Below are 20,807 nucleotides of genomic sequence, written 5' to 3'. Positions count from 1 at the left end.
TCCTCACCGTGCCGTTCGCCTGGCGGACACATCAATGTCGCCGTCAGCGCAGCGCATTGCCTCCGCTATTGCCACCCGTGACAATGAAATGACCGACAGTGCCAAGATTGCGACCGATGTCGAGAGACTCACGGAGGCATGCGCACCCCATGGCAACGATTAGCCGGATGCGCCGGGCCGAGCTCACACGCCGAGGTCAGGAGATTCGTCGGCAGGGTCAACGGCAACGGTGGTCAGTCCAGCGGATCGCAGAGGCGATCGTGCAAGAGCTTCCGCAGGTGCTCCCCCTTGAGGCGTGGCGGTGGGCGCTCGGCTGGTCGCGCGCCCAGACCATCACCGAGATCGCCGACTACTACACCCGGACCAGGATCGGCACGTCGCTTCTGAACGCGAGCATGCTTTGCAAGTGGGAGCACGGGGACATCACGCCAGGCTACGACTACACCGCAGCACTGTGTGCGGTATATCAGGCAGATCCCGTCCGGCTTGGACTACGCAACACCACGCTGTTGTCGCATGTGATCGACGGCAGGGCGTACCGTGACGGGCGAGGATTCCCGCGATGGACCTACACGGATGGTGATGCGATGACGGTCGATCACAACAGCGGTGCTGCGGCCTTGGCCGCCATCCGCGACTCCATCGCCCTGGCACTCGAAGTCGAGGGTCCAGCCGGCGGCCCGCTCGCCTTGGAGAACCTCGCCTCGGCGGTCGCCTACTACGACCGGAACTACTCGATGTTTCCGCCTGGTCTGCTCGCGGTCGAAGTGCATCGTACCCGTATGTTGGTCGGCGGCATGCTGAAGCGCGACCAGTCCGACACCGCGCGGACCGAACTACGTTGTCTGGCCGGTTGGCTGTCGGCACTTGTCGGCAATCTGGCGTTCCACCTGGCGGACTACCCGGCGGCGGCGATTCACTTCGCGACCGCGGCGCGCCTGGGAACCGCAGCCGGGGACGGCGACTTGATCTGCTGGTCGCTCGGGGCCCATGCGATGACCGCCTATACCAGCGATCGCCCGATCGAGGCTCTGGAGCTTGCCCAGCAGGCGTACGAGTACGCCGGCACGCCGCTCCGCCGCGCCCAGATCCTGGCCTGGGGTCGGCTACGGTCCCTCGCTCATATGGGAGAGGGCTACCGGTCAGACGCCGCCGTGGTCATGGTCGCCGCCCAGCGAGAGCTGGAGGCCGACCCTGACGGTGACCGGCCAGGCCGGTTCGGGTTCGACCTCGCCGAACTCCAGCTACACCTTGCGGAGGCGAACCTGCAGTTCGGCGACCACACCGCCGCCGGTCTCCACGCCGGGGCATCACGGCATTCCCTTCCCGTCGGCCGACCGGGCTGGGCAGCCGCCACGCTCGTACTCGCGCGCGCGGAAGCCGCACGCGGACGTCTCTCCGATGCCGCTGCGCTCGGCCTGGAAGTGCTCGACGTGATCCCGGCGCCCGCCCTGCGGGAGACCAGCCGGGTCAGGCTCCGCGACCTCGACCGGGACTTGTCCGCGGCCGGAAGTCCGGGTGCCGAGGCGCAGGACCTTCGTGAGCGCACCCGAGCTTTGCCGACGCTCATACCGGTTGGCCGGATTAGCGATGAACCCAACGGCCGGAGCTGAACGACTGAGGAGAACAGAGGAGGGGATCGCTGGCACGTAGGCTCGTGGCCATGTCTCAGCATGTTGAAGTCCATGTGACCGCAGGAACGCGTGAAGAGGTTGTGCGGATCGCTGATGCGGTCGTCGAAGGCAGGGTGGCGGCAGGCGCTCAGATCAGCGGTCCGATCTCGTCTACCTACCGGTGGAAGGGGGAGATCCAAAGGAACAATGAGTATCTGGTCCTCATGAAGACGACACAGCAGAGACTTGACGCGCTCGTGAAAGTCGTCCGGGAGACCCACTTCTATGAGACGCCTGAGATTGTCGCTGCGCCGATCGAAGGCGGATTGGCGAAGTACAGGGACTGGATTACGGAAGAGACGGCGGAACCGACTTCGTGCGCGTAGCGGCGTAGTCGGTGCGGAAATCGCGGGCCGCCTGAGTCCGTGATGAACGAAGCTCGGCGACCACGCGGTCGAGACGTTCCCAACCGAGAGGAAAGGCCATGGTTGTCGTGGCTGCAAGGGAGTCCCGCGCCAACGTCACAGCCTCGGAGACATCGCCCAATCTGGCTCGGGCCAGAGACAGTTCGGCCTTCACCACGCACAGCTTCTGGATCTCGGTTTCGGGACCGAGGTGCAGGAGGATGTCGAAGCGCCCTGGGTCCAGGAAGTATGTCCATGGATGAGCCTTGGTGTCAGCCGAGGGGTATAGGTTCTCCGCTTCCCGGATCGGCGTGAGCGCGGTCGCCGAGCAAGGTGGCTTCCTCGGCTTGTCGGGCCAGTAGCCATGCGCGGGTCGCCGGATCGGCACTCCCGAGGTGTTCCAGGCCGTCGGTGGCGAGGCGAACGCCTCTTCGGTTGTCTCCATCTGTCATGTAAGTGCGGTAGCTGGCCATACAAGCGGAAACTACGGCCGCATCATCGGCACGTTTGGCGGCAAGGCCCGCCAGTCGGGAGTTCCCCGCCGCATCGGGGCCGTCCCCCAGTTCCCAGGCGAACCAGGCAGCGAGGACAGCGCTTTCTCCGGCGGTCCCGGTGACACGTCGGCGTTGAATCTCCGGAGGACCGCTCTCTAAGAGCGTACTGATTTCGTTGAGATGCCTCAGCAACGCCGGATAGGGAACCCGGGCCGGGAAATGCTCTTCCAATCTCTGGAGGCCCCTCGTTCTGGGTTCCAGATGGGACACCGTTGCATTGTCCGGCCTGTGGTCTCCAGCAAGGGCTCGCATCAGTCGCTCTGGGGCTCAAGCAGCGGGTCGCACGATCTTGCCAAATTTGAACACCTGCTTAATAGGAGCGGGAGGTTCGCACACATGAACCAGGGATGAACAACATTAAGAGAACTGTTCTAGCGCCTGCCGCAATGTGGCCATGCCGCGTGCTGTATGGATTCTAACCGCGCCCGCGCTGATTCCCATTGCGTTGGCGATATCGGTGACCGGCAGGTCAGCGTAATAACGCAGCACCAGTGCTTCCCTCTGACGGGTCGGCAGTGTTCGCAGGGTTTCAATTACCGCTGAACGCTCAAGCTCGCTATTGGCGGTCTTCTCAGCGCTCGAAGCTTCTGGTAGTTCCTGGGGAGCGTACGCCTCAATGACAGCGCGATGACGCAGGACCGAACGTGATCGGTTAATGACCGACTGGCGCAGGTATGTCAGTGCTTTGTCGGGATCGCGTAGCCTATGCCAGTCTTCGTGAATAGCAACGAAAGTATCGTGCACTACCTCTTCAGCAGGAGCTACATCTCTTACCAGCAGGAATGCAAGGCGCACAAGCGACCGATAGTGAGCGCTGTAGAGAGCCGTAACAGCAGTATCGGCATCTCGCTCTAGGGGAGGTGTATTGGTGATTAGGGCTGATTGGCTTACTACCACGGCCATTGCACCCGTCATGAGTACTTCATCAGGCTGCACTGCGAGAGCGCTCGAACAGCTAGTCCTAAAATCGATCGCTACGCGTGTCGAAATGTGACTGATATCACCTCTAATTGCTGAATAGGCAGCCGCTATGTGGTGCCGATAGGTCTGCATGGAGTAACCGAGGACCCATGCCTCAGGATTACCAGACGCAACAAGCTCCTCCCAATCATCGAACGCTTTCGTCATCGCTTGCCTGACGAAGACGTTAGCCGCTTCCTCGGTTAGGCCCGTAAGTTCACAAAGGGAAATTGTGAGCACAGAGTAGCGCTCGGTGTAAAAACTTGCAAACGAACGCCAGTCGGGCTGAGCCGGTCGCGCTGCTTCTAGCGAATTTGCTTCAATCGACGATTTGTCGTTGATCAATTCTAGAGATCCACGCCTGTCGGCGGCCAACCGCATCAGAGTATCGCTTATCTCCAGTTCGTTGGCTTCGGCAAACTCACATGCCTTGACATAAAGCGCTTCCGGATTGTGCTGGTTGGCGCGCCACCACTTGAGCATCGTTGGATCGTGCGCCAGCAGCGCGCGTGCCCTAATGGAGAGAGTTACTGAACCATGAGTACGGTCTCGTAGTTGGCGTGCTCCTACCGTCCCAAAAGATGATTCCTCAATAAGGCGCGCTATATCCTCGACGCCTTGAGTGTGGTCCGCCTCTGACCATTCCATATTCATGTGTTCACCTCTCCCCTTTTTTGGAGGGGGCTACATGAGACCGATGTCGATGCAGGTACCCCTCCACGGCGCGGCGGGTAACCTCGGGGCCGAGGATCTCTGCAATTTCTTCCTGCTCGTACCCATCCATGCTTAGGACAATCGCGGTCCGAGTTTTCTCGTTTGCTATCCCTGCCAGCCCTCGACGGATCTCCTCGCGCTGTACTACTACTTCTTCAGGTCCTAGTTCTGGTATTGCTATTTCGATCAAGTCATCCAAGGGGCACGTGATCCCGGAATTTTGAGTTCGGGCCAACTTTCTCCAAATATTTGCAAATTGGCCGCAAAGTGTTCGAGTGAAATATGTTTTTAGACTTGCTCCGAGCTCTGCTTTCCAGCCACCCTGCTCGAGTCCATAGAGCTTGAAGTTCTTTATGGAGCGGGCCACTGTCTCCTGTGCAAGATCCTCGCGATCATCAATCTTGATCGGTGCGGGCAGTATAGGAAATCCAGCTTCTGCACACTTCGCGAATATATGCCCGTTGGCCAGCCATGCCATCATGACTTGGTAGCCGTAATTTACCATTTCTTCTTCAAATACTACGTAAGCCGGTCCCTGAAAGTTCTGGGCTGCAAGCACGTCCCGTATTTGGCGATCGACTTCCAAGCGAGCGGTATGGTCCAGAGTGATGTTCGGTTCGGGTTCCGCCTCACGCCACCTATCGACCGCCCACTCCTCGAGCTGACGAGAGGACACCAGTTCGCTGTGCGGCTGATTGGTCCAGTGAGGTCGCTCGTCCATATCTTCCTTTGCTGCATCCGGAGGGAACGTTGCCTCGTTGCGCCGCAGAATGGTCATGTGTGAACGAGGTTGTACGACCTCCCTATAGTCACCGAAGCTTGGGCAACCCACGCGTGAATCCAAAGAGTTTCTTGGAGAGTGGCCGTGGGTTTCCTCGGCTGGATCGACTAGGTGAGGCGGTAGAACCGCGATGGCGGTTCTATCCCGATCTCACTCGAAGGGAATCCGATGTCAGACCCGTCGCCACCTGCGCTCTTGAGTCTTCGCGCTGCACTGATCTTGATCGCAAGCCTCACCATAGGTGCCCTTGCAGGCCTCCTCACCTACCTATCTCGACAGGATCCAGCCGAAGCGTGCCTCGGTGGTGGGGTCATAGCAGGGTCAACGATTCTTGTCCTCAACAAGATCATTTCTCGCCATACGGAGTGACAAGCCGCGGTACCGGTGCCCCGGACGACGCCTGCCGTCCGGGGCACCGGTACCGCGGCTCTCCGAGCCGATCACGCGGCTGCCGACCGGGGCCGTGCGACAGGAAGTTGCGCGGCCGCGCACCCAGACACCGAGGTCGGGCTGGAGGTCCTGCGATGGCGCAGTGGGTTGCGTCCACGGAGGTGGTGTACGAGTTTCCACTGGTGACAGGCGGGGCATCGTGAACTGAGGACGGCCATCGTGGCGCCACTATCCAGGTGGAGTTCCGAGCGGTCCGAGGAGATGGCCGAGGCCCGTTCACCGTACGACTCATCCGGCGGAGCCCGTATCGGTCCGGGGATCGGGTCGCCGTACCGCAGGCTTGGTCGGGGCTAGTCATGGGATCCCCGGACGGGGTGGACCTTGATGGGCGGGATGGCCTTCAGGCAGGTGGTGTCGCCGACGGCACCGGTGCGGATGAAGGCGGTGACGAGGCTCGCGACGCAGCCGCTCGGGTTGTAGTCGGCGACGTGGCCCATGTTCGGCACCGTCACCAAGGTGGAGCGTTTGAACTGGCGGGCGGCTGCGCCGCCCGAGGCGACGCTGGTGTTGGCGTCCAGGTCGGCGGCGAGGACCAGGACCGGCACGTCGGGGAACACCCCGGTTGACCTGTACGGCTTCGCGGTGCCTTCGGACGGCCAGGTGATGCACATCTCGGCCATGGTGCCCCGGGCGAAACCCTTCGCGCTGAACGCGTCGAACTGACCTTCGGCTCGGGTGAGCGCCCGTCGAACTGGCGGCGGCGCTCCGGAAGGGACGAGGACTCGTTCCACGGCTTGGGATAGTCGTTGCAGCTCACCGCGATGAAGAGCGCGTTCCCCGACTCCAGGGCAAACTGTCCGTCGGTGGCGAAGGAAGCGAAGATCTCGCGCAGCTGGCCGTAGTCGCCACTGGCCGCAGGCCCCGGGGATCGGCACCGGGTTGATCGGGCTGCGGGAGCGGGTGCGGCTGCTCGGCGGGAGCTTCGCCGCCGGTCCGGCGCCGGAGGGCGGCTTCGCGCTGACGGCGGAGCTGCCGCACGAGGCACGGCCCCGGCCGGAGTCTTCTCCCGTGGAGGTACCGGTCGGCGGGCCGGGAGGTGGGGCATGGCCGTCGTCTAGGGCGCGGGACCGCTCAGCGTGGCCGCACTCCTGCTCGGCAGCCTCGTCTACCTGCCGTTGCCCGGTTGGATCACCTCGGTGAAGCCGGGCATGTCCGCCGGGCAGGTGGACGATCTGGTCGGGGAAGATCAGCCGGTCAGCCGGCTCGCGGTGGCCGGTGTGGAGCCGCCGCGCCCGCCCGGTACCGTCTGCCGGTACGTCTTCCTGGGAACCCGGCTCACCGAGAACCCGGTGATCGTCGACAGGTACTGCCTGCGCGCGGGGCGGGTGACCGAGATCCGGACGCTGCGGCTGTCCGCGCCGAGCGGGTGAGCGGGCAGAATCGGTACATGCCCATCCGTGTGCTGCTCGCCGACGACGAATTCCTGCTGCGTACCGGCGTGCGGTTGATCCTGCGGCACGCCGACGACGTTGAGGTCGTGGCCGAGGCGTGCGACGGGGCCGAGGCGGTGAAGGCGGTTCGCACGCACAGCGTCGACGTGGTGCTCCTCGACATCCGGATGCCGGTGATGGACGGGATCGCCGCCGTGGCGGAGATCGGCCGGGTCGCGCCCCGCGTCCAGGTCGTCATGCTGACGACCTTCGGCGAGGACGACCTGGTGGCGCGGGCACTTCGGGCGGGCGCGTGCGGCTTCCTGCTCAAGGACACCGGACCCGAGGAGCTCATCCAGGCGGTGCGTACCGCGGCGGGAGGCCAGGCGATCCTCTCCCCCCGCATTAACGGGCAGATCATCGACCACTACGTGAAGACGGACGACAGCCGGGCCGAGCGTGCCGCCGACCGGGTGTCCACCCTCACCGATCGCGAGCGGGACGTCCTGCTCAAAGTCGGTGCGGGGCTGTCCAACGCGGAGATCGGCAGAATCCTCTACATGGGGGGAGGACACGGTGAAGGCGCACGTCAGCCGGATCCTCACCAAGCTCGGCTGCGCCAACCGGGTGCAGGCCGCGATCCTCGCCCACGACGCGGGCCTGCTGCCCGACGTCTGAGGGGTCCCGGATCGCCGGACCCGGCGCAGCCCGTACCTCTCGCTCCTGTTTCCCGGGACGGCCGGGGGTCGGCGGGTGAACTCGGCCGGACGGTACTGCAGAGCTTGAGGTCGCTTACGGGGGGACACCGCCGGTTTGTCGTCGTCACCTCGACGGCTGCTGCCTGCCCGGCCCAGGCGGATCGCCCTCGCCTCTTGTCGGCGGGCGAAGACGACGTCGCGCCCCGGGGGGTGCGGGGCGCGACGTCGTGGTGGGGCGGATGGTCTCAGCCGAGGAAGAGGTAGTCGGACTTGTAGGGGGACTTGGCCTTGGGGGTGCGGGCCGGGTCGCAGGCGCCCGCGGGGGCGACGCCGCCGACGGTGTTGAGCCGCAGGATCTGGGTGGTGTGGGCGAGCAGGCCGCGGCCGGCGCCGCTTTGGGTGGCGTCCAGGACGAGCTCGGGGATGTTGCCGTCACCGTTGGGGGTCCGGGTGACGGCCTTGCCGGTCACGGCGCTGCCGTCGGGGGCGATCCACTGGGGCGGGCCGGCGGCCGGCGTGACGAAGGAGTGCTTGATGCCGCGGGCCAGTTTGGCGGTCACCCCGAACTGGGTGAAGGCGTGGCCGCCGTCCTGCTGCTTGGTGCAGGCGTAGATCTGGGAGCCGCGGAGCACCTCGGCGGTCAGGGCCCTGGGGTGGCTCGCGCCCCGGCTCAGCTGCCCGCGCACGGCGCCGCCGTCGAACTCGACGGTGTGCAGGTTGGTGTAGTAACCCTGGGGGTTGCCCGTGATCCGCCGCAGGACGGATCGTTTGACCGGGGCCTGGCCGGCCACACCGGTCAGGTTCGGCGGGAGCCCCGCGGGGTCGGCGAAGAGATCGGCGACGACGGGGCCGTTCTTCCCCCGCACCCCCTTGTGGATGTGCCCGTTGGTCGGGGCGTCGACCCCGGACCAGGTGACGGTGTAGGCGAGGGCGCCCCCGTTCGGGCGGAGCCACCAGGTGGCGGCGCCGTCGCGGTCGCCGCGTTTCCTGCCGTCGTCCTCCTGGACCTCTTCGGCGCCGTCCGCCTTGGAGGTGAGGGTCGCCTGGTTGCTGCCGTGCAGGACGCCGCCCAGGTCGACCGCTTTGTTGAGTTTGTGGAACTGCCCGCGTACCGCACCCTTGGGGAACTCGGCGTTGTGCAGGTTGGCATAGAAACCCACGGAGTCGTCGCGGAGCGAGGCGAGCAGCCCGGCGTCGTTCACCGTGACGGTGCCGGTGATCCCGAGGACGCTCTTGGGCAGGGCCTTGGTGAGGAAGTCGATCTTCACGGGCCCGTTGGCGCCTTTGGCGCCCAAGTGGATGTGGGCGGCGGTGGGCGGGGCGACCTTGTTCCAGCGGAGCGCGAACGTCACCTGGTCACCCTTGATCCGGATCACGGCGGTGGCCCGGCCGTCGCGATCGCCCGGGGTGCCGACTTCGTTCGCGCCCCGCAGGCCCGCGGCGAGGTACACCTCGTCTTGGGCCGTCTTCAGGGCGGCGGGTTCCGCATCCGCCTGGGCGGGGCCTGGGTGGAGCACCGCGGCGGCGAGCAGGCCGGCCACGGCGAATCCGGGCAGCGTGAATCGACGTGCGAACATGGTTTACCCCTTGAATGCTCTGGTCACCGATCCGGTTGACCGGCTTGTCAGCCGGGCGATTCGCCCTGTCGACACGTGGTACGGCGCCGCGGGTGCGGCGGGTTCAACGAAATCTCAACATTTTTTCGCCGGTTTCCCGGGCGGAATTTCCGCATGGCCATACGTCGCTATTTGTGGACAAATAGCGAATAGGGGTGATCTATTGGTTGGATGTCAGACGGGAATGGCGAGCAGGACGTCTCCGCCGTTGACCCGCACCTCGAAGCGGACCACGTCGGTGCGCGGGAACGCGACCCCACCGTGCACGTAGAGGGGGGCCGGTGAACCCGGGACGCCGTACCCCTTCGCGGGGACGGCCCACCCGGTGACCACCCGGCGCTCACCGGACCGGGAGACGGCGATCAGTTCGCACTCCAGCGGTCCCCGCACATTGCGCAGTTCCAGCGCGGCGTGCGTGCCCCAGGCCCGGGGCTCCACCGCCACCCCGCCCGCGACACCCGAGGGCGACGTCGCCCAGTGCTTCTCCGCGCTCGCGACGAACATCTGCTCCGCCGGACCACGGTGATGACCTGGCTGTACGGTGTCGCCACGGGTGACGGCGGCGCCCACCACGATCCCGCCGGCCAGCAGGGCGACCGCGGCGGCCGCGCCGACGAGGGCGGTGCCCCGGCGGACCCGGCGCTGCCGCGCCTTGCGGCGGTTGAGCAGATCGACCATCCGGACGACGCCGTCCTCGACGTTCTCCTCGGCGTCCCCGGCGCCCCGCCGGTCGGCTTCGACCGGATCGATTCCGAGGAGGGCCCCGGCCACCCCCGACATCTCGGTCAGCTCCGCCGTACAGGACGGGCATCCGGCGAGGTGCCGTTCGAAGGCGCGGCGGTCCTCGGCCTCCAGCAGCCCCAGGGCGTAAGCGCCGACATCGGTGTGCTCCACCTCTGAATTCACGCCGTCACCCCTCTCTCCTCCAGCGCGACCCGCAACGCCCGGACGGCGTAATAGACCCGCGATTTCACGGTGCCCACCGGAATACCGAGCAATTGGGCGGCCTCGTTTACCGACCGATCGCGGAGAATCGTCTCGTTGAGAATCTCGCGATGGGCGGGCGACAATGATTTGAGTGCCTCGGAGACGATTACCTTACGCAGGAGATCCTCCATCTCGTCAGGTATCGGCAGGCTCTCCAGCGGCTCCTCCCCCGATTCCTGCGGCCGGGCGTCCCGGCGGCGCCGGTCGTCGATGACGATACGCCGGGCGACCGTGGCCAGCCAGGGCATGAGCGACGGGGCGTCGGCGTCGAGCCGGTCGGCGCCCCGCCAGGCGCGGATCATCGTCTCCTGGACCACGTCCTCGGCCCATTGCCGGTCGCCGCCGGTGAGGCGGATCACGAAGCCGAGCAGCGGACGGTGGTACTCCCGGTAGAGCTCGGAGACGACGAGTTCGTCGTCTGCGTCGGTCACCGGACGGAGGCGGCGGATCCAGCCACGCAGCCCGCCCGTCGCTTTGACCCGTGCGGCCATGGAGGCGTGTCCCTGGGGGGTAGGGGGGTCTTTCCGCACGAGCCTAGGCTCATCGTGATCGCGGGACAAGGTGGCGAGCGGCGAGTGGCTCACCGGAGTACGGCTGTCCTGTCGCATGTCCGCTGTCCCTTGGCCGGCAGGTGATGTCGGATGGTTGTACGGCCGGGGGCGGGCCTGTGGTTCAACCGGCCGCCGGGTTTTCCGCGGGATTCGCCGCCGGGCGGGTCACCGGGCTATTCGGGGCCCTCCACCGTGGTCATCGGTTTGGCCTCGCGGTAGTAGCGGACGGCGCCCGGGTGGAGCGGGACCGGCACGGTGCTGATGGCGGAACGTTCGTTGACGTGGCGGGCGGCCCCGTGCGCCGCCATGAGCTCCGGCTTGAGCTGGAAAATCATCTTGGTCAGCCGGTAGGCGGTCTCGGTGTCCAGGCCCCCGCCGACGACCAGGATGTTGGGGACTCCGATGGTGGGCGTCTCGCTGTACAGCCCGTACATCCGCGCCGGGATCGACCGCTTGAAGTAGACGTTGTTGTGCCGGTCGACGAGGGCCTTCAGGTAGTCGTCCGTCGACAGGATGCGGATCGGCATCTTCTGGGAGAGCTCGGTGATGGCGGGTGCCGGGAGCCCGCTGGTGAAGAAGAAGCCGTTGATCCGGCCGGTGCGGAGGGCCTCCGCCGACTCCGCCACACCCAGGTGGACCCGCTTCACCGCGGCCTCGGGGAGTCCCGCGGCCTCCAGGAGCCGGGTCGCCAGCAGCTCGGTCCCGGAGTTGGCGGAGCCCACCGAGACGGTGCCGCCCGTGAAGTCGCTGAGCATCCAGACGGGGGTGGCGCCGCCGACGACGATCTGGAGGTACTCGTCGTACAGGCGCATCAGGGAGGCGATCGGGAGGGGCGCGGGGAAGGGGAGCATCCCCGCGGGCGCCAGGGCGGCCGCGTCGAGGGAGGAGAAGCCGATGTGGGCCTCACCGGAGGCGATGAGGCGAAGGTTCTCCAGGGAGGCCGCGGTGGACCGCACCTCGACCGACGTCCCCCAGTGGTACCGAAGCCAGTGGGCGAGGGAGCGGCCCAGCTTGTCGTACACCCCGCCGACCCCACCGGTGGCGATCACCAGCCGGCGCGGTGGCTGGAAGGGCCCGCAGCTCCCGATGGTGAAGGGGAGCGTGATCAAGCCCGCGATCGCCGTACGGCGCCTCACGTCGCCACCACCGGCACCGCGACCTTGGCCGGCGCGTCCGCGGCGCGCAGCCGGACGCAGGCCATGAGGCCGTGCGGCTCGGCGCTGTACAGCTCGATCTTCCCGCCGGAGCGGGAGACGAGCGTGGTGCAGATGGCGAGGCCGAGGCCCGACCCGTCGACGTTCTGGGTCTTGGATCCACGCCAGAACGGATCGGCCGCGTGCTTGCGCTCCGCCTCCGACATGCCCGGTCCGTCGTCGATGACGTGGACCTCCGTCCAGCCGTCGGCACCCACGTGCACCCCGACCGTCACCTGCGACCCGGGGCCGGAGAACTTCAACGCGTTGTCGAGCATGGTGTCCAGGACCTGGTCGACCACGCCCTCACCGGCTTGGACCGGGGCGACGGGGTCGCCGATCCGGTGGAGTTCGATCTCCCGCTGGTCGGCGATGGGCTGCCATCGGACCACGCTCTGGTCCGCGACGGCGCCGAGGTCGACCACGGTGAGGACCAGCTCCTCGCTCTCGGCCGTGGCCAGCCCGAGCAGCCCGTGGCACAGGAGCGCGAGCCGGTCCACCTCGTCGAGGATGGCCTGGACCTCCGGTGTCCGCTCCGGTTCCAGGCCCGCGCCGAGGTTCTCCACCTGGAGCCGCAGGACGGTGAGCGGGCTGCGGAGCTGGTGGCTGGCGAAGCTGACGAAGGTGCGCTGGCGGTTCACCAGGTCCTGGATGGTCTCGCTCATGGTGTTGAACGACTGCACCAGCCCCCACAGCTCCGGCGGCCCCGTCGTCATCCGGGCCCGGGACGAGAGCTCCCCCCGGGTGATCGCCTTGGCCGCCTGGTCGAGGCTGAGCACGGGACGCAGGATCCACCGGGTGAGCCACGGCACCACGTTGCGCGCGGCGAGCACGATGAACAGGCCGAGGCAGAGGAAGAGCGCCCAGCTGCCCAGGATGTCCTGACGGAGCTTGGTGGTCGAGGAGACGGTGACGGCGGCGCCGATCGTCTCGTCGTCCAGCAGGATGGGAACCGCGATGATCATCGGGCCGATCTCCCACGGCCAGCTCGTCCGTTCCAGGATCGGCTCTTCCCCGGAGAGGGCGACCGCGACCTTGGTGGCCATGGTGGGCAGGTTCTCCAGTCCTGATTCAGAGAACGCGGTCGGTTTGCTGTATCTGTCGAACAGGACGACGTGGATTCCGTAGAGCTCTTTGTATCGGGTGAATTCTTGGTTGATCGGCTCTATGTCACCGGTGAGTAGGGTTGATTTTCCAATTTCGGCGTACCGGTTGGTATCGGCCTGGCGGTCGATAAACATCGAGCGGGTGAGAGAACCGGCGCTGCTTATCCCCAGGGGCAGCATCAGGCACACCAGTGTCAGGGCTATGACCGTCTGGAAGACGATGTGGATGCGACGGCGCAAGACGTGCTCCCTGCGTCGGTCTCCGCCGGAGGGACGGGAAAAAGCAGGCGGTAGCCGACGCCTCGTACGGTGTCCACCGGGTTGGGTTGTCCGAGTTTGGCGCGCAGCGTGGTCATGTGCACGTCGAGGGTGCGGCTCGTCCCCGACATGCAGGTCTTCCAGATCTCCAGCAGCAGGCGCTCGCGGCTGACCACGACCCCGGGGGTCAGTGCCAGCCGGGACAGCAGCGCGAACTCCTTGGGGGCGAGGTCGACGGGGCGGCCGGCCCGGCGGACCCTGCGGGTGTCCAGGTCGATCTCCAGATCGCCCAGGGTGAGGGTTCCGGCCGGGCTGAGCCGGGCCCGGCGGAGCACGGCCTGGATGCGGGCCTCCAGTTCGCCCATGCTGAAGGGTTTGACGATGTAGTCGTCGGCACCGGCGCGGAGCCCGCGGATCCGGTCGTGCTCGGCGCCTCGGGCGGTCAGCGCGATGATCGCCACATCGCTGTTCTCCCGGACGTGCCGGCAGATGTCCAGGCCGTCCTCGTCGGGGAGGGTGAGGTCGAGAAGGATCAGGTCGTAGCCGGTGGCCAGGCGGGCCTCCGCCCCGTTGCCCGCATGGAGGACGTCGTAGCCGAATCGTTTGAGGGCGATGCCGAGCGCTGCGGCCAGGCGCTCGTCGTCCTCCACGATGAGAACTCTCATCAGGGCTCCAGGTTCGCTCGCCGCTGTGATTTATGCCACGAATCTTAGCCATTTCGCCCTACTTGGCAAGAACCAGCTCTCGGTCGGCGAAGTAACCGGGTACTTATTTATACAATTCATATAGATACTCTGGGTGCTTTTTCGATAACTCTCAGCTCGATTCCTAAGGTCGTGTTAATAGTCGGAGATTGCCGGTTGACCGCCCCTGGCAGGCGAAATAGTTTGCGCCTTACGCCCGGTATGACAGTGGAATCGATGATCGCAATCAATTCCGCGGAGGTTATACCGCTTCGACAGGTGAAAGGGGGTGAATATATATATGCCTAATTCCAGGTCACTCGACCTCTCCGACATCGGAGTCGAGCAGTTCGAGGTGGCGCCGGCCGGTGACGTCTCCCTGGAGTCGCTCCTGAGCGGCAGCGGGATGCACGAGAACGCGGCGTCGGTGCTCCCCGTCGGCTGCTGCAGCTGCTGCATCCCCTGTTGCTGCTGCTGCGGCTGAGCGGAAGGAGAAAGGAATGGTCAGCAAGGAGATCAAAGCCCTCGACCTGGGCGATCTCGACGTCGAAACCCTGACCTTCGGCGGCAACGCCTCCGGTCAGACCCTGGAGTCCCTGTTCGGCGAGACGAGTCACGAGCTCGCCGCGTCCTGTGCCCCGGGCTGCAGCTGCTGCGCGTCCTGCTGCTGCTGTTGCTGCTACTAGTTTCAGGGAGAAGACCATGAACAAGTTCACCCTCGAACTCGGCGACCTCGACGTGGAGCCCATCCAGCTCGACCCGACCGGGGCCGTGACGCTCGAAGCGCTCAACGTCTACACCCCGGAGGTGGCCGCGTCCTGCTTCAGCGAGGACTGGTTCCTCTGCAGCTGCTGCTGCTGCTGACGGGGAGAGGGAGGTTGCTGTGAGTAGCGAACTGGCCCGTTCCCTGCATCAGTTCGCGGTCGAGCCAATGGAGATCGTCGACGACGGCGCCGTCACCCTGGAGTCGCTCGTCGGCGGGCACAGCATGGCCGAGGTCGCGGCCTCGTGCTCCTACTGCAGCTGCTGCGTGGTGTGCTGCTGCTGCTGTTGCGGCGGCGGCTGAGAACGATCACTTCAGATCTAGCTCAGCCTGTGGAGGAAAGGAGAGCATGATGTCCGTCCGCAAGAGTCTCGCACTCGAGCTCGTCGGTTTGGAGGTCGAGGCCATCCAGCCCGGCGTGCCCGGTGCGACCACGTTGGAGACGGTGGAGTTCGGTCACGGGATGACCGAGGTCACCGCCTCCGTCGGCGTACCCTCGTGCAGCGCCAGCTGCTGCCTCGGCTGCTGCTGCTGTTGCTGCTGATCCTCGGATCGCGTGCGCGGTGGGTGTGCCGCCGCATCTGCCCTCCCGGCCAGGTCGAGACGGACCGGCCGGGTCCCCGTACACCGCCGGCCGCCCTCCCCGAACCCGCGCGCAGCGAGAGGAAGCCCACACGATGAGACCAAAGCTCAAGCCCGACGTCTTCTGGGTGCCCGGCCCCGAAGGGGTGTCCTTCGTCCACTCCGGCGGCCACCTGAACATCAACGGCAAGACCGCGTTCGCACTGATCGACCGGCTCGCCCCCTTCCTCGACGGATCGACGTCCTTGGACGAGCTCGTCGGCGACCTTCCCGGCGGTAAGCAGGAGATGGTCACCACCCTGGTGACCGCCCTCGCCCGGGCGGGACTGGTCAAGGACACCACCGAGGACCTGCCGCACACCCTCGACGCGAGCCTGCTCGACACCTACGCCGCCGAGATCGCCTACATCGACTACTACCTCGACTCGGCCGCGCGCCGCTTCCAGAAGTACCGCGAGACACCGGTGGTGTGCGTCGGCTCCGGCCTGACCTTCACCGCCCTGATCCACGCCTGCCTCCGCTCCGGCCTCCGCGAGATCGTCGCCGTGGTGACCGAGGAGTCGCCGACCGACCTGAACCGGCTGCGGGAGTACGCGGACGAGGCGACGGCCAGGGACCCGCATCAGCGGCTGACCCTCCGGCAGGCGTCCCCGGACCAGGACTGGCCCGACGTCGTGTGGGAGGGCGAGCTCGTCCTGCACGTCGCCGACGTGAACGTCCCGGCTCGCGCCCGCCGGCTGGATCTGCTCTGCCGCGAACTGGGACGCCCCCTCGTCCAGGCGGTCGTGGTGGCCGACGAGGCGTGGATCGGCCCGGTCGGCGGCTCGGCCGGCCCCGGATGGGAGTCCACCTGGCTACGCCGCGCCGAGGGAACCGCGGAGGACGCCTCCGCCGGCGGCTTTCTCGCCGGACCCACGGCCGGCATCGTCGCCAACCGGCTCTCCTTCCTGGCCTTCCGCCACGTCACCGGCGTCGAGGAGATCGACCCGGTGGTCGCCGACCCCACGGGGGCCGGGCGTCGCCTGATCACCCGGGTCGATCTGGAGACCCTGGCGACCACCGCGCACCGCTGCCACCCCCACCCGGGCGGCCTGGACGCGGCCCCGGACACCGAGTCCGCGTTCGCCGACCGCTACGAGGCGTTTCTGGCGGCCAGAGCCCGCGGCTCCGACGACTTCTCCGCCGCCGCCGCCACCCTCTACGACCCCCGCCTGGGGCTCTTCACCGAACTGGACGAGCACGCGCTTCCGCAGATCCCGCTGCGCGTCGTCAAGGCGAGGGTCGCAGACCCGTTCGGGGTGCTCGGTGCAGCTTCCGAGGTGCTCGGCGCCGGACCCAGCCTGGAGCGGGCCCGGCGCGGCTGCGGTGAGGTCGCCCTGCGCGCCTACGCGGCGCTCGCGGTCGACGGCCGCAGGCTCGTCGAGGACGACGGGGCGCTCAAGGCCTACGCGTACAACCTTCAGCTCGGCAAGCCGGAGCTCGTCGAAGCCCATCTCGCCTATCCGGCGCTGGCCGCGCCCCTGTCGCCGGAGGGGTTCCGGGTCCCGCCGGGACTCGTCTCCGGGACCGACGCGGGCGACGCCCTCACCCGCGGCCTCCTGTGGCACTGCGTGGAGCGCACCGTCGCCGGCCTGAACAAAGCCGCCGAGCCGTACCCGCTCGTGGACCTCGCGGCCGTCCTGCCCGAAGCGGACCGGCAGATCCTGGAGATCCTGCGCCTCATCGGCGCGGACACCGCGGTGTACGACGTCACCGGGGAGCTCGGGGTCCGCGTGTACGCCGTCTGCGACGGCGGCCGGGCCGTCGCCTACGTGCCCGGCGACGATCTGATCTCCGGGCTGGAGCAGGTGGTCCTCGGCCGCCAGGGCGTCACGGAGCCGGCCGTGCCCGACCTCCCGCGCGCGCTGCGGGGGACCGGGACGGCGCTGGCCGCGGAGCCGTACACGCCGCCACCCTGGCCCGAACTCGTGGAGATCCTGCACAGCCGGGGGGCGCGGGTCTACGCGCTGCCCGCCGGACACGACCCCGTGGTCACCGCCGCCCTTCCGACGCTCGTCCAGGTCGTGGTCCATGACTGAGACCCTCGTGAGCGCCGGAGACCGCGTCGGCGTGGCGGGAACGGGCCGCCTCGGCCGTACCGTCGCCGAACGGCTCGCCCGTGACCTGGACGTGGTCCACCTGACCCCGGGCGGCGCCGGGGCGGCGGAGCTGAGCGCCGCCGTCGTGGTCGAGGACGGGCCCGGCACCGGCGCACCGCCCGCCGAGGTCGGCAAGGCCGCCCGCTGGCTGCCGGTACGGGTCGAGCTCGGCACCGTGGTGATCGGCCCGGTCGTCGTGGACGGCGTGCCCGGCTGCCCCACCTGTGTACGGCTGCGCGCGGTCAAGGCCAGGCCGGACGCCCAGGACCGGCTCCGGGCCCGCCGGATGTACCCCGAACGGTACGAGGCCGACGAGACCAGGATCACCGCCTTCGGCGCCGGCGTCGTCGCGGAGCTGATCGCGGCGGAGGTGCGCGGCGGGGAGACCGGCCGGGTCCTGCACGTCAAGCTCGGCTCCCTCGACGTCAGCGTGCACCGGTTCCTGCCCGAGCCGTACTGCCCCGACTGCGGGAGACTCCCCGACGACGGCGAGGAGGCGGCGGTCGTCGTCCTCCGCCCGCGGCCGAAGCCCGACCCCGGCGTCTACCGGGTCCGGGACCTGCGCGCCGAGACCGACGCGCTGACCGCGAACTACGTCGACGTCGAGACCGGGATGATCCGGGGGGTCCAGCGGACCGTCTACAGCACGTATCCGACCATCGCCGCGCCGATGGGGCTGTCCGAGACCGACGACCAGACCGAGATGGGGTTCGGCCGGGAGCTGGACTTCCACACCGCGCAGGTGACCGCGATCGCCGAAGCCCTGGAGCGGTACGCGGGGACCCGGCCCGGCGGAAAACGCACCGTGGTCCGGGGGAGCTACCGGGAGCTCGCCGATCGCGCCCTCGATCCGAAAAGTCTTGGACTGTACCCGGACTCCCGATACGACGTGCCGGGATTTCCGTTTACGCGCTACCATGACGATCTCGTCGTCCCCTGGGTCTGGGGATACTCGTTCCGCCGCGGCGAACCGATCCTCGTCCCTGAATGCTGCGCCTACTACCGGCTCAGGAGCCTTGATCCCACGTACCGGCCGTTCGTCTACGAGATTTCCAACGGCTGCGCGATCGGCGGTTGCCTGGAGGAGGCGATCCTGCACGGGATACTCGAACTGGCGGAGCGGGACGCGTTCCTGCTCACCTGGTACGCGCGGCTCCCGGTACGCCCGCTGGACCTGGATTCGGCCCGCGACCGGCGCATCCCGCTCATGGCCGAACGGCTCCGCCGGATCACGGGCGCGAAAGCCTACGCCTTCGACACCACCACCGAGCACGGTGTTCCCAGCGTCTGGGCGATGGCCATCAGGCCGGGCGACGACGAATCCCTGCCGAAGGCCGTATGCGCCGCGGCGTCGGGCTTCGACCCCGAGCGGGCCGTCGCGAACGCGCTGCTGGAGATCGCCCCGCTGGTCGAGTGGCGGGCCGAAGGATACGCCGACGAACTCCCGCGGGTACGGCGGATGCTGACGAACCCCGACGAGGTCCGGTCCATGCACGACCACTCCCTGGTCAACGGGCATCCGGCCGCGTTCTCCCGGTTCTCCTTCCTCTTCGACGGGGATCGGACGCCGATGCCGATCGAGGAGTCGTTCGCCGGGGCCTTCCGCCCCCGCAACGACGACCTCTCCGTGGACCTGACCGCGACCGTCGCCCGATACCTCGACCGCGGACAGGACGTCGTGGTGGTGGATCAGACCACGCCCGAGCAGGCCCTCGGCGGCTTCGCCTGCGTCAAGGTCCTCATCCCCGGCCTGCTCCCGATGACCTTCGGCCACCGGGCCCGCCGGATCGACGGGATCCCCCGGCTGCTGGAGACCCCCCACCTACTCGGGTACACGGAGGCGCCGTTGCGTCCGGAAGACGTCAACACCGATCCACACCCGTTCCCCTAAGGCGAGGAGGCGGCATGGGCGACGTCGGCACCGAGGTCGGCGACCGTTACTGGCACAACACCCTGCTCGACTCCGCGTCCCTGCTCCGGCGCGGGATCGGGGTGGAGGGCTCACCGGACGAACCCCCCAAGTTCAAGTCCTACCCGGGGCTGCGGGCACTGCCCCTGCCGCAGCGGCTCCCCTCGCGGCTCGGCCCCGTCACCGCGGCGTTCGGGGAGCACGTCCCCGGCGACGGGCGCACCGCGCCGCTGGACGCCGACACGCTGGGCGCGCTGCTCCACTACGGGTACGGGCTTTCCCGGGTCGACGTGGGGCCGCTCTCCGGCTGGCCGTACCACCGCACCGTGCCGTCGGCCCGCTGCTTCTATCCCACCGAGCTTTACCTGTGGCTTCCGGAGGACGGGGCCCGCCCCGCCGGGGTCTACCACTACGACCAGCTCCATCACGCGATCGTGCCGATCCGGCGCGGCGACCACCGCTCGATTCTCGGCGCCGCGGCCGGGGCGGATCTGGACGGCGCGGCGGCGGTGCTGCTGCTCACCTCGCACCTGTGGAAGACCGCGTTCCGCTACCGTCACTACGCCTACCGGCTCTGTACGCAGGAGGCGGGGATGACGGCCGGGAACCTGCTCATGGTCGCCGGCTGTCTCGGACTGGCGGCGAGCGTGCGCACCCGGTTCCTCGACGAGGTGACCGATCGGCTCCTCGGGGTCGTCCCGGCCGAGGAGCGGACGATGGCGGTGCTCCCGATCTTCCCGTCGCGGCCCGCCGCCACGGCGGAGGAACTGCTCACGCGGCTCCCGGAGATCTCGCCCGCCTTCCGGGACGTGCAAAAGGACGTGACCCTCGCCTCGGACACCTACGAGATCGACGCCCACTCGGTGCTCACCGACCTGCGACCGCCGGCCCCGCCGGACGACGTCGACCTGGTGGAGGCGCTGCGCCTGCGCAACTCGGGCGGGACGCTGTTCAAGCCGGTACGGCGGCCGATGGCCGCCGCCGACTTCCGGCGCCTCGCCCTGGCGGCCGCCCCCTACTCCGGCGACCTGGGCACGGTACCGCTTGGTACGTCCCATCTCGTCGCCCAGCACGTCACCGGGGTCGACCCCGGGGTCTACCGGCTGCCGGGGCTCGACGTCGTGGGCGAAATGCCGCAGGGCGGGTTCGACGAGGGCACCGGGCCGCCGATCGTGGACATGACCGGCGTCAACGCGATGTTCTACGTGGTGGCGAACCGGGACCGGATGACCGAGCGGTTCGGCGCCAGGGGATACCGCATCGCCAACCTCGACGCCGGGATCGCGGCGCAGCGGCTCTGTGTGCTCGCGGGGGCGGCGGGGCTTGCGGCCAGGCCGCTCAACGGGTACCGGGTGGCTTCCGTACAGCGTCTGCTCGGCGTCGTCGACCCGGCGGAGCTGCCGATGTTCCAGATCGCGGTCGGCCATCGGACGGTCAACGCGCAGTACGAGATGCCCATCGTCTTCTAGGAGGTCAT

21 protein-coding genes and 1 pseudogene are annotated in these 20,807 nt (G+C 67.6%); 12 read left to right on the top strand and 10 right to left on the bottom strand.

Annotation, left to right across the window (positions count from 1 at the left end):
* Positions 1 to 167 precede the first annotated feature (167 nt).
* Positions 168 to 1,613 (top strand): NsdA family TPR-like regulatory protein, encoded by a 1,446-nt coding sequence (locus RUR_RS06455; protein WP_283133938.1) that lies wholly within the window; start codon positions 168 to 170, stop codon positions 1,611 to 1,613.
* 50 nt (positions 1,614 to 1,663) lie between these two features.
* Positions 1,664 to 1,999, top strand: a complete 336-nt coding sequence (cutA, locus tag RUR_RS06450; RefSeq protein ID WP_283133937.1) for a divalent-cation tolerance protein CutA — start codon at positions 1,664 to 1,666, stop codon at positions 1,997 to 1,999.
* A 290-nt stretch (positions 2,000 to 2,289) separates the two neighbouring features.
* Here cutA and RUR_RS06445 read toward each other — a convergent pair whose 3' ends face one another.
* The 4 genes from RUR_RS06445 to RUR_RS06430 form a co-directional block, all read right to left on the bottom strand.
* Entirely contained in the window at positions 2,290 to 2,742 is a 453-nt protein-coding gene (locus RUR_RS06445) for a hypothetical protein (protein ID WP_283133936.1), read from the bottom strand.
* 186 nt (positions 2,743 to 2,928) lie between these two features.
* The gene (locus RUR_RS06440; RefSeq protein ID WP_283134025.1) at positions 2,929 to 3,474 is read right to left on the bottom strand and encodes a SigE family RNA polymerase sigma factor; all 546 of its coding nucleotides are present in this window, start codon (positions 3,472 to 3,474) and stop codon (positions 2,929 to 2,931) included.
* Positions 3,475 to 4,189: 715 nt separating this feature from the next.
* A complete protein-coding gene (locus RUR_RS06435; RefSeq protein ID WP_283133935.1) occupies positions 4,190 to 5,023 on the bottom strand; it encodes an RNA polymerase sigma factor in 834 nt (277 codons plus the stop codon).
* A 743-nt stretch (positions 5,024 to 5,766) separates the two neighbouring features.
* Positions 5,767 to 6,207 carry an alpha/beta hydrolase gene (locus tag RUR_RS06430; RefSeq protein ID WP_283133934.1) on the bottom strand — a complete coding sequence of 147 codons (441 nt, stop codon included), beginning with the start codon at positions 6,205 to 6,207 and terminating at the stop codon, positions 5,767 to 5,769.
* Positions 6,208 to 6,552: 345 nt separating this feature from the next.
* On the opposite strand from RUR_RS06430, the gene RUR_RS06420 reads away from it, so the two are divergent.
* The gene (locus RUR_RS06420) at positions 6,553 to 6,846 is read left to right on the top strand and encodes a hypothetical protein (protein WP_283133933.1); all 294 of its coding nucleotides are present in this window, start codon (positions 6,553 to 6,555) and stop codon (positions 6,844 to 6,846) included.
* A gap of 17 nt (positions 6,847 to 6,863) precedes the next feature.
* Positions 6,864 to 7,524, top strand: a pseudogene (locus RUR_RS06415) (response regulator).
* A gap of 265 nt (positions 7,525 to 7,789) precedes the next feature.
* Here RUR_RS06415 and RUR_RS06405 read toward each other — a convergent pair.
* The 6 genes from RUR_RS06405 to RUR_RS06380 all read right to left on the bottom strand — a co-directional run bounded on the left by RUR_RS06405 (position 7,790) and on the right by RUR_RS06380 (position 13,920).
* Positions 7,790 to 9,121 carry a CHRD domain-containing protein gene (locus RUR_RS06405; RefSeq protein ID WP_283133932.1) on the bottom strand — a complete coding sequence of 444 codons (1,332 nt, stop codon included), beginning with the start codon at positions 9,119 to 9,121 and terminating at the stop codon, positions 7,790 to 7,792.
* A gap of 213 nt (positions 9,122 to 9,334) precedes the next feature.
* Entirely contained in the window at positions 9,335 to 10,066 is a 732-nt protein-coding gene (locus RUR_RS06400) for an anti-sigma factor family protein (protein ID WP_283133931.1), read from the bottom strand.
* Positions 10,063 to 10,638: a sigma-70 family RNA polymerase sigma factor gene (locus tag RUR_RS06395; protein WP_283133930.1), complete on the bottom strand. Its 576-nt coding sequence runs from the start codon at positions 10,636 to 10,638 to the stop codon at positions 10,063 to 10,065. The genes RUR_RS06400 and RUR_RS06395 overlap by 4 nt, the downstream gene beginning before the upstream one ends.
* Positions 10,639 to 10,871: 233 nt before the next feature.
* On the bottom strand, positions 10,872 to 11,834 hold the full coding sequence (locus RUR_RS06390; protein WP_283133929.1) for a TAXI family TRAP transporter solute-binding subunit: 963 nt from the start codon (positions 11,832 to 11,834) through the stop codon (positions 10,872 to 10,874).
* Positions 11,831 to 13,237, bottom strand: a complete 1,407-nt coding sequence (locus RUR_RS06385) for a sensor histidine kinase (RefSeq protein WP_283133928.1) — start codon at positions 13,235 to 13,237, stop codon at positions 11,831 to 11,833. The genes RUR_RS06390 and RUR_RS06385 overlap by 4 nt, the downstream gene beginning before the upstream one ends.
* Positions 13,198 to 13,920, bottom strand: a complete 723-nt coding sequence (locus RUR_RS06380) for a response regulator transcription factor (protein WP_346349017.1) — start codon at positions 13,918 to 13,920, stop codon at positions 13,198 to 13,200. The genes RUR_RS06385 and RUR_RS06380 overlap by 40 nt, the downstream gene beginning before the upstream one ends.
* Positions 13,921 to 14,239: 319 nt before the next feature.
* Between RUR_RS06380 and RUR_RS06375 the strand changes: the two genes are divergently transcribed.
* The 8 genes from RUR_RS06375 (at position 14,240) to RUR_RS06340 (ending at position 20,799) form a co-directional block, all read left to right on the top strand.
* Positions 14,240 to 14,422, top strand: coding sequence for a hypothetical protein (locus tag RUR_RS06375; RefSeq protein ID WP_283133927.1), 183 nt, complete (start codon positions 14,240 to 14,242; stop codon positions 14,420 to 14,422).
* Between the two features lie 16 nt (positions 14,423 to 14,438).
* Positions 14,439 to 14,624, top strand: a complete 186-nt coding sequence (locus RUR_RS06370) for a hypothetical protein (protein ID WP_283133926.1) — start codon at positions 14,439 to 14,441, stop codon at positions 14,622 to 14,624.
* A gap of 16 nt (positions 14,625 to 14,640) precedes the next feature.
* Complete coding sequence (locus RUR_RS06365; protein ID WP_283133925.1) at positions 14,641 to 14,802, top strand: hypothetical protein; 162 nt, start codon at positions 14,641 to 14,643, stop codon at positions 14,800 to 14,802.
* A 19-nt stretch (positions 14,803 to 14,821) separates the two neighbouring features.
* The gene (locus tag RUR_RS06360; RefSeq protein WP_283133924.1) at positions 14,822 to 15,004 is read left to right on the top strand and encodes a thiomuracin/GE37468 family thiazolyl RiPP peptide; all 183 of its coding nucleotides are present in this window, start codon (positions 14,822 to 14,824) and stop codon (positions 15,002 to 15,004) included.
* Positions 15,005 to 15,053: 49 nt separating this feature from the next.
* The gene (locus tag RUR_RS06355) at positions 15,054 to 15,245 is read left to right on the top strand and encodes a hypothetical protein (protein WP_283133923.1); all 192 of its coding nucleotides are present in this window, start codon (positions 15,054 to 15,056) and stop codon (positions 15,243 to 15,245) included.
* Positions 15,246 to 15,378: 133 nt separating this feature from the next.
* The gene (locus RUR_RS06350; protein WP_283133922.1) at positions 15,379 to 17,361 is read left to right on the top strand and encodes a hypothetical protein; all 1,983 of its coding nucleotides are present in this window, start codon (positions 15,379 to 15,381) and stop codon (positions 17,359 to 17,361) included.
* Positions 17,354 to 19,312 (top strand): TOMM precursor leader peptide-binding protein, encoded by a 1,959-nt coding sequence (locus RUR_RS06345; protein WP_283133921.1) that lies wholly within the window; start codon positions 17,354 to 17,356, stop codon positions 19,310 to 19,312. The genes RUR_RS06350 and RUR_RS06345 overlap by 8 nt, the downstream gene beginning before the upstream one ends.
* A 14-nt stretch (positions 19,313 to 19,326) precedes the next feature.
* Complete coding sequence (locus RUR_RS06340) at positions 19,327 to 20,799, top strand: SagB family peptide dehydrogenase (protein WP_283133920.1); 1,473 nt, start codon at positions 19,327 to 19,329, stop codon at positions 20,797 to 20,799.
* Positions 20,800 to 20,807: the final 8 nt, after the last annotated feature.

It is taken from the genome of Rhizohabitans arisaemae, from assembly GCF_025996515.1.
GTDB classification, from domain to species: Bacteria; Actinomycetota; Actinomycetes; order Streptosporangiales; family Streptosporangiaceae; genus Rhizohabitans; species Rhizohabitans arisaemae.
Note: the sequence above shows the minus strand (reverse complement) of the source record. Positions and strands in the feature narration are given on the sequence as shown.

Excerpts from the sequence above, each read along its gene's own strand:
- RUR_RS06455 (WP_283133938.1), top strand. The coding sequence starts at position 168 with ATGCGCCGGGCCGAGCTCACACGCCGAGGTCAGGAGATTCGTCGGCAG.
- cutA (WP_283133937.1), top strand. The coding sequence starts at position 1,664 with ATGTCTCAGCATGTTGAAGTCCATGTGACCGCAGGAACGCGTGAAGAG.
- RUR_RS06440 (WP_283134025.1), bottom strand. The coding sequence starts at position 3,474 with ATGGCCGTGGTAGTAAGCCAATCAGCCCTAATCACCAATACACCTCCC.
- RUR_RS06435 (WP_283133935.1), bottom strand. The coding sequence starts at position 5,023 with ATGACCATTCTGCGGCGCAACGAGGCAACGTTCCCTCCGGATGCAGCA.
- RUR_RS06405 (WP_283133932.1), bottom strand. The coding sequence starts at position 9,121 with ATGTTCGCACGTCGATTCACGCTGCCCGGATTCGCCGTGGCCGGCCTG.
- RUR_RS06395 (WP_283133930.1), bottom strand. The coding sequence starts at position 10,638 with ATGGCCGCACGGGTCAAAGCGACGGGCGGGCTGCGTGGCTGGATCCGC.
- RUR_RS06380 (WP_346349017.1), bottom strand. The coding sequence starts at position 13,920 with ATGAGAGTTCTCATCGTGGAGGACGACGAGCGCCTGGCCGCAGCGCTC.
- RUR_RS06375 (WP_283133927.1), top strand. The coding sequence starts at position 14,240 with ATGCCTAATTCCAGGTCACTCGACCTCTCCGACATCGGAGTCGAGCAG.
- RUR_RS06370 (WP_283133926.1), top strand. The coding sequence starts at position 14,439 with ATGGTCAGCAAGGAGATCAAAGCCCTCGACCTGGGCGATCTCGACGTC.
- RUR_RS06365 (WP_283133925.1), top strand. The coding sequence starts at position 14,641 with ATGAACAAGTTCACCCTCGAACTCGGCGACCTCGACGTGGAGCCCATC.
- RUR_RS06355 (WP_283133923.1), top strand. The coding sequence starts at position 15,054 with ATGTCCGTCCGCAAGAGTCTCGCACTCGAGCTCGTCGGTTTGGAGGTC.
- RUR_RS06350 (WP_283133922.1), top strand. The coding sequence starts at position 15,379 with ATGAGACCAAAGCTCAAGCCCGACGTCTTCTGGGTGCCCGGCCCCGAA.
- RUR_RS06345 (WP_283133921.1), top strand. The coding sequence starts at position 17,354 with ATGACTGAGACCCTCGTGAGCGCCGGAGACCGCGTCGGCGTGGCGGGA.
- RUR_RS06340 (WP_283133920.1), top strand. The coding sequence starts at position 19,327 with ATGGGCGACGTCGGCACCGAGGTCGGCGACCGTTACTGGCACAACACC.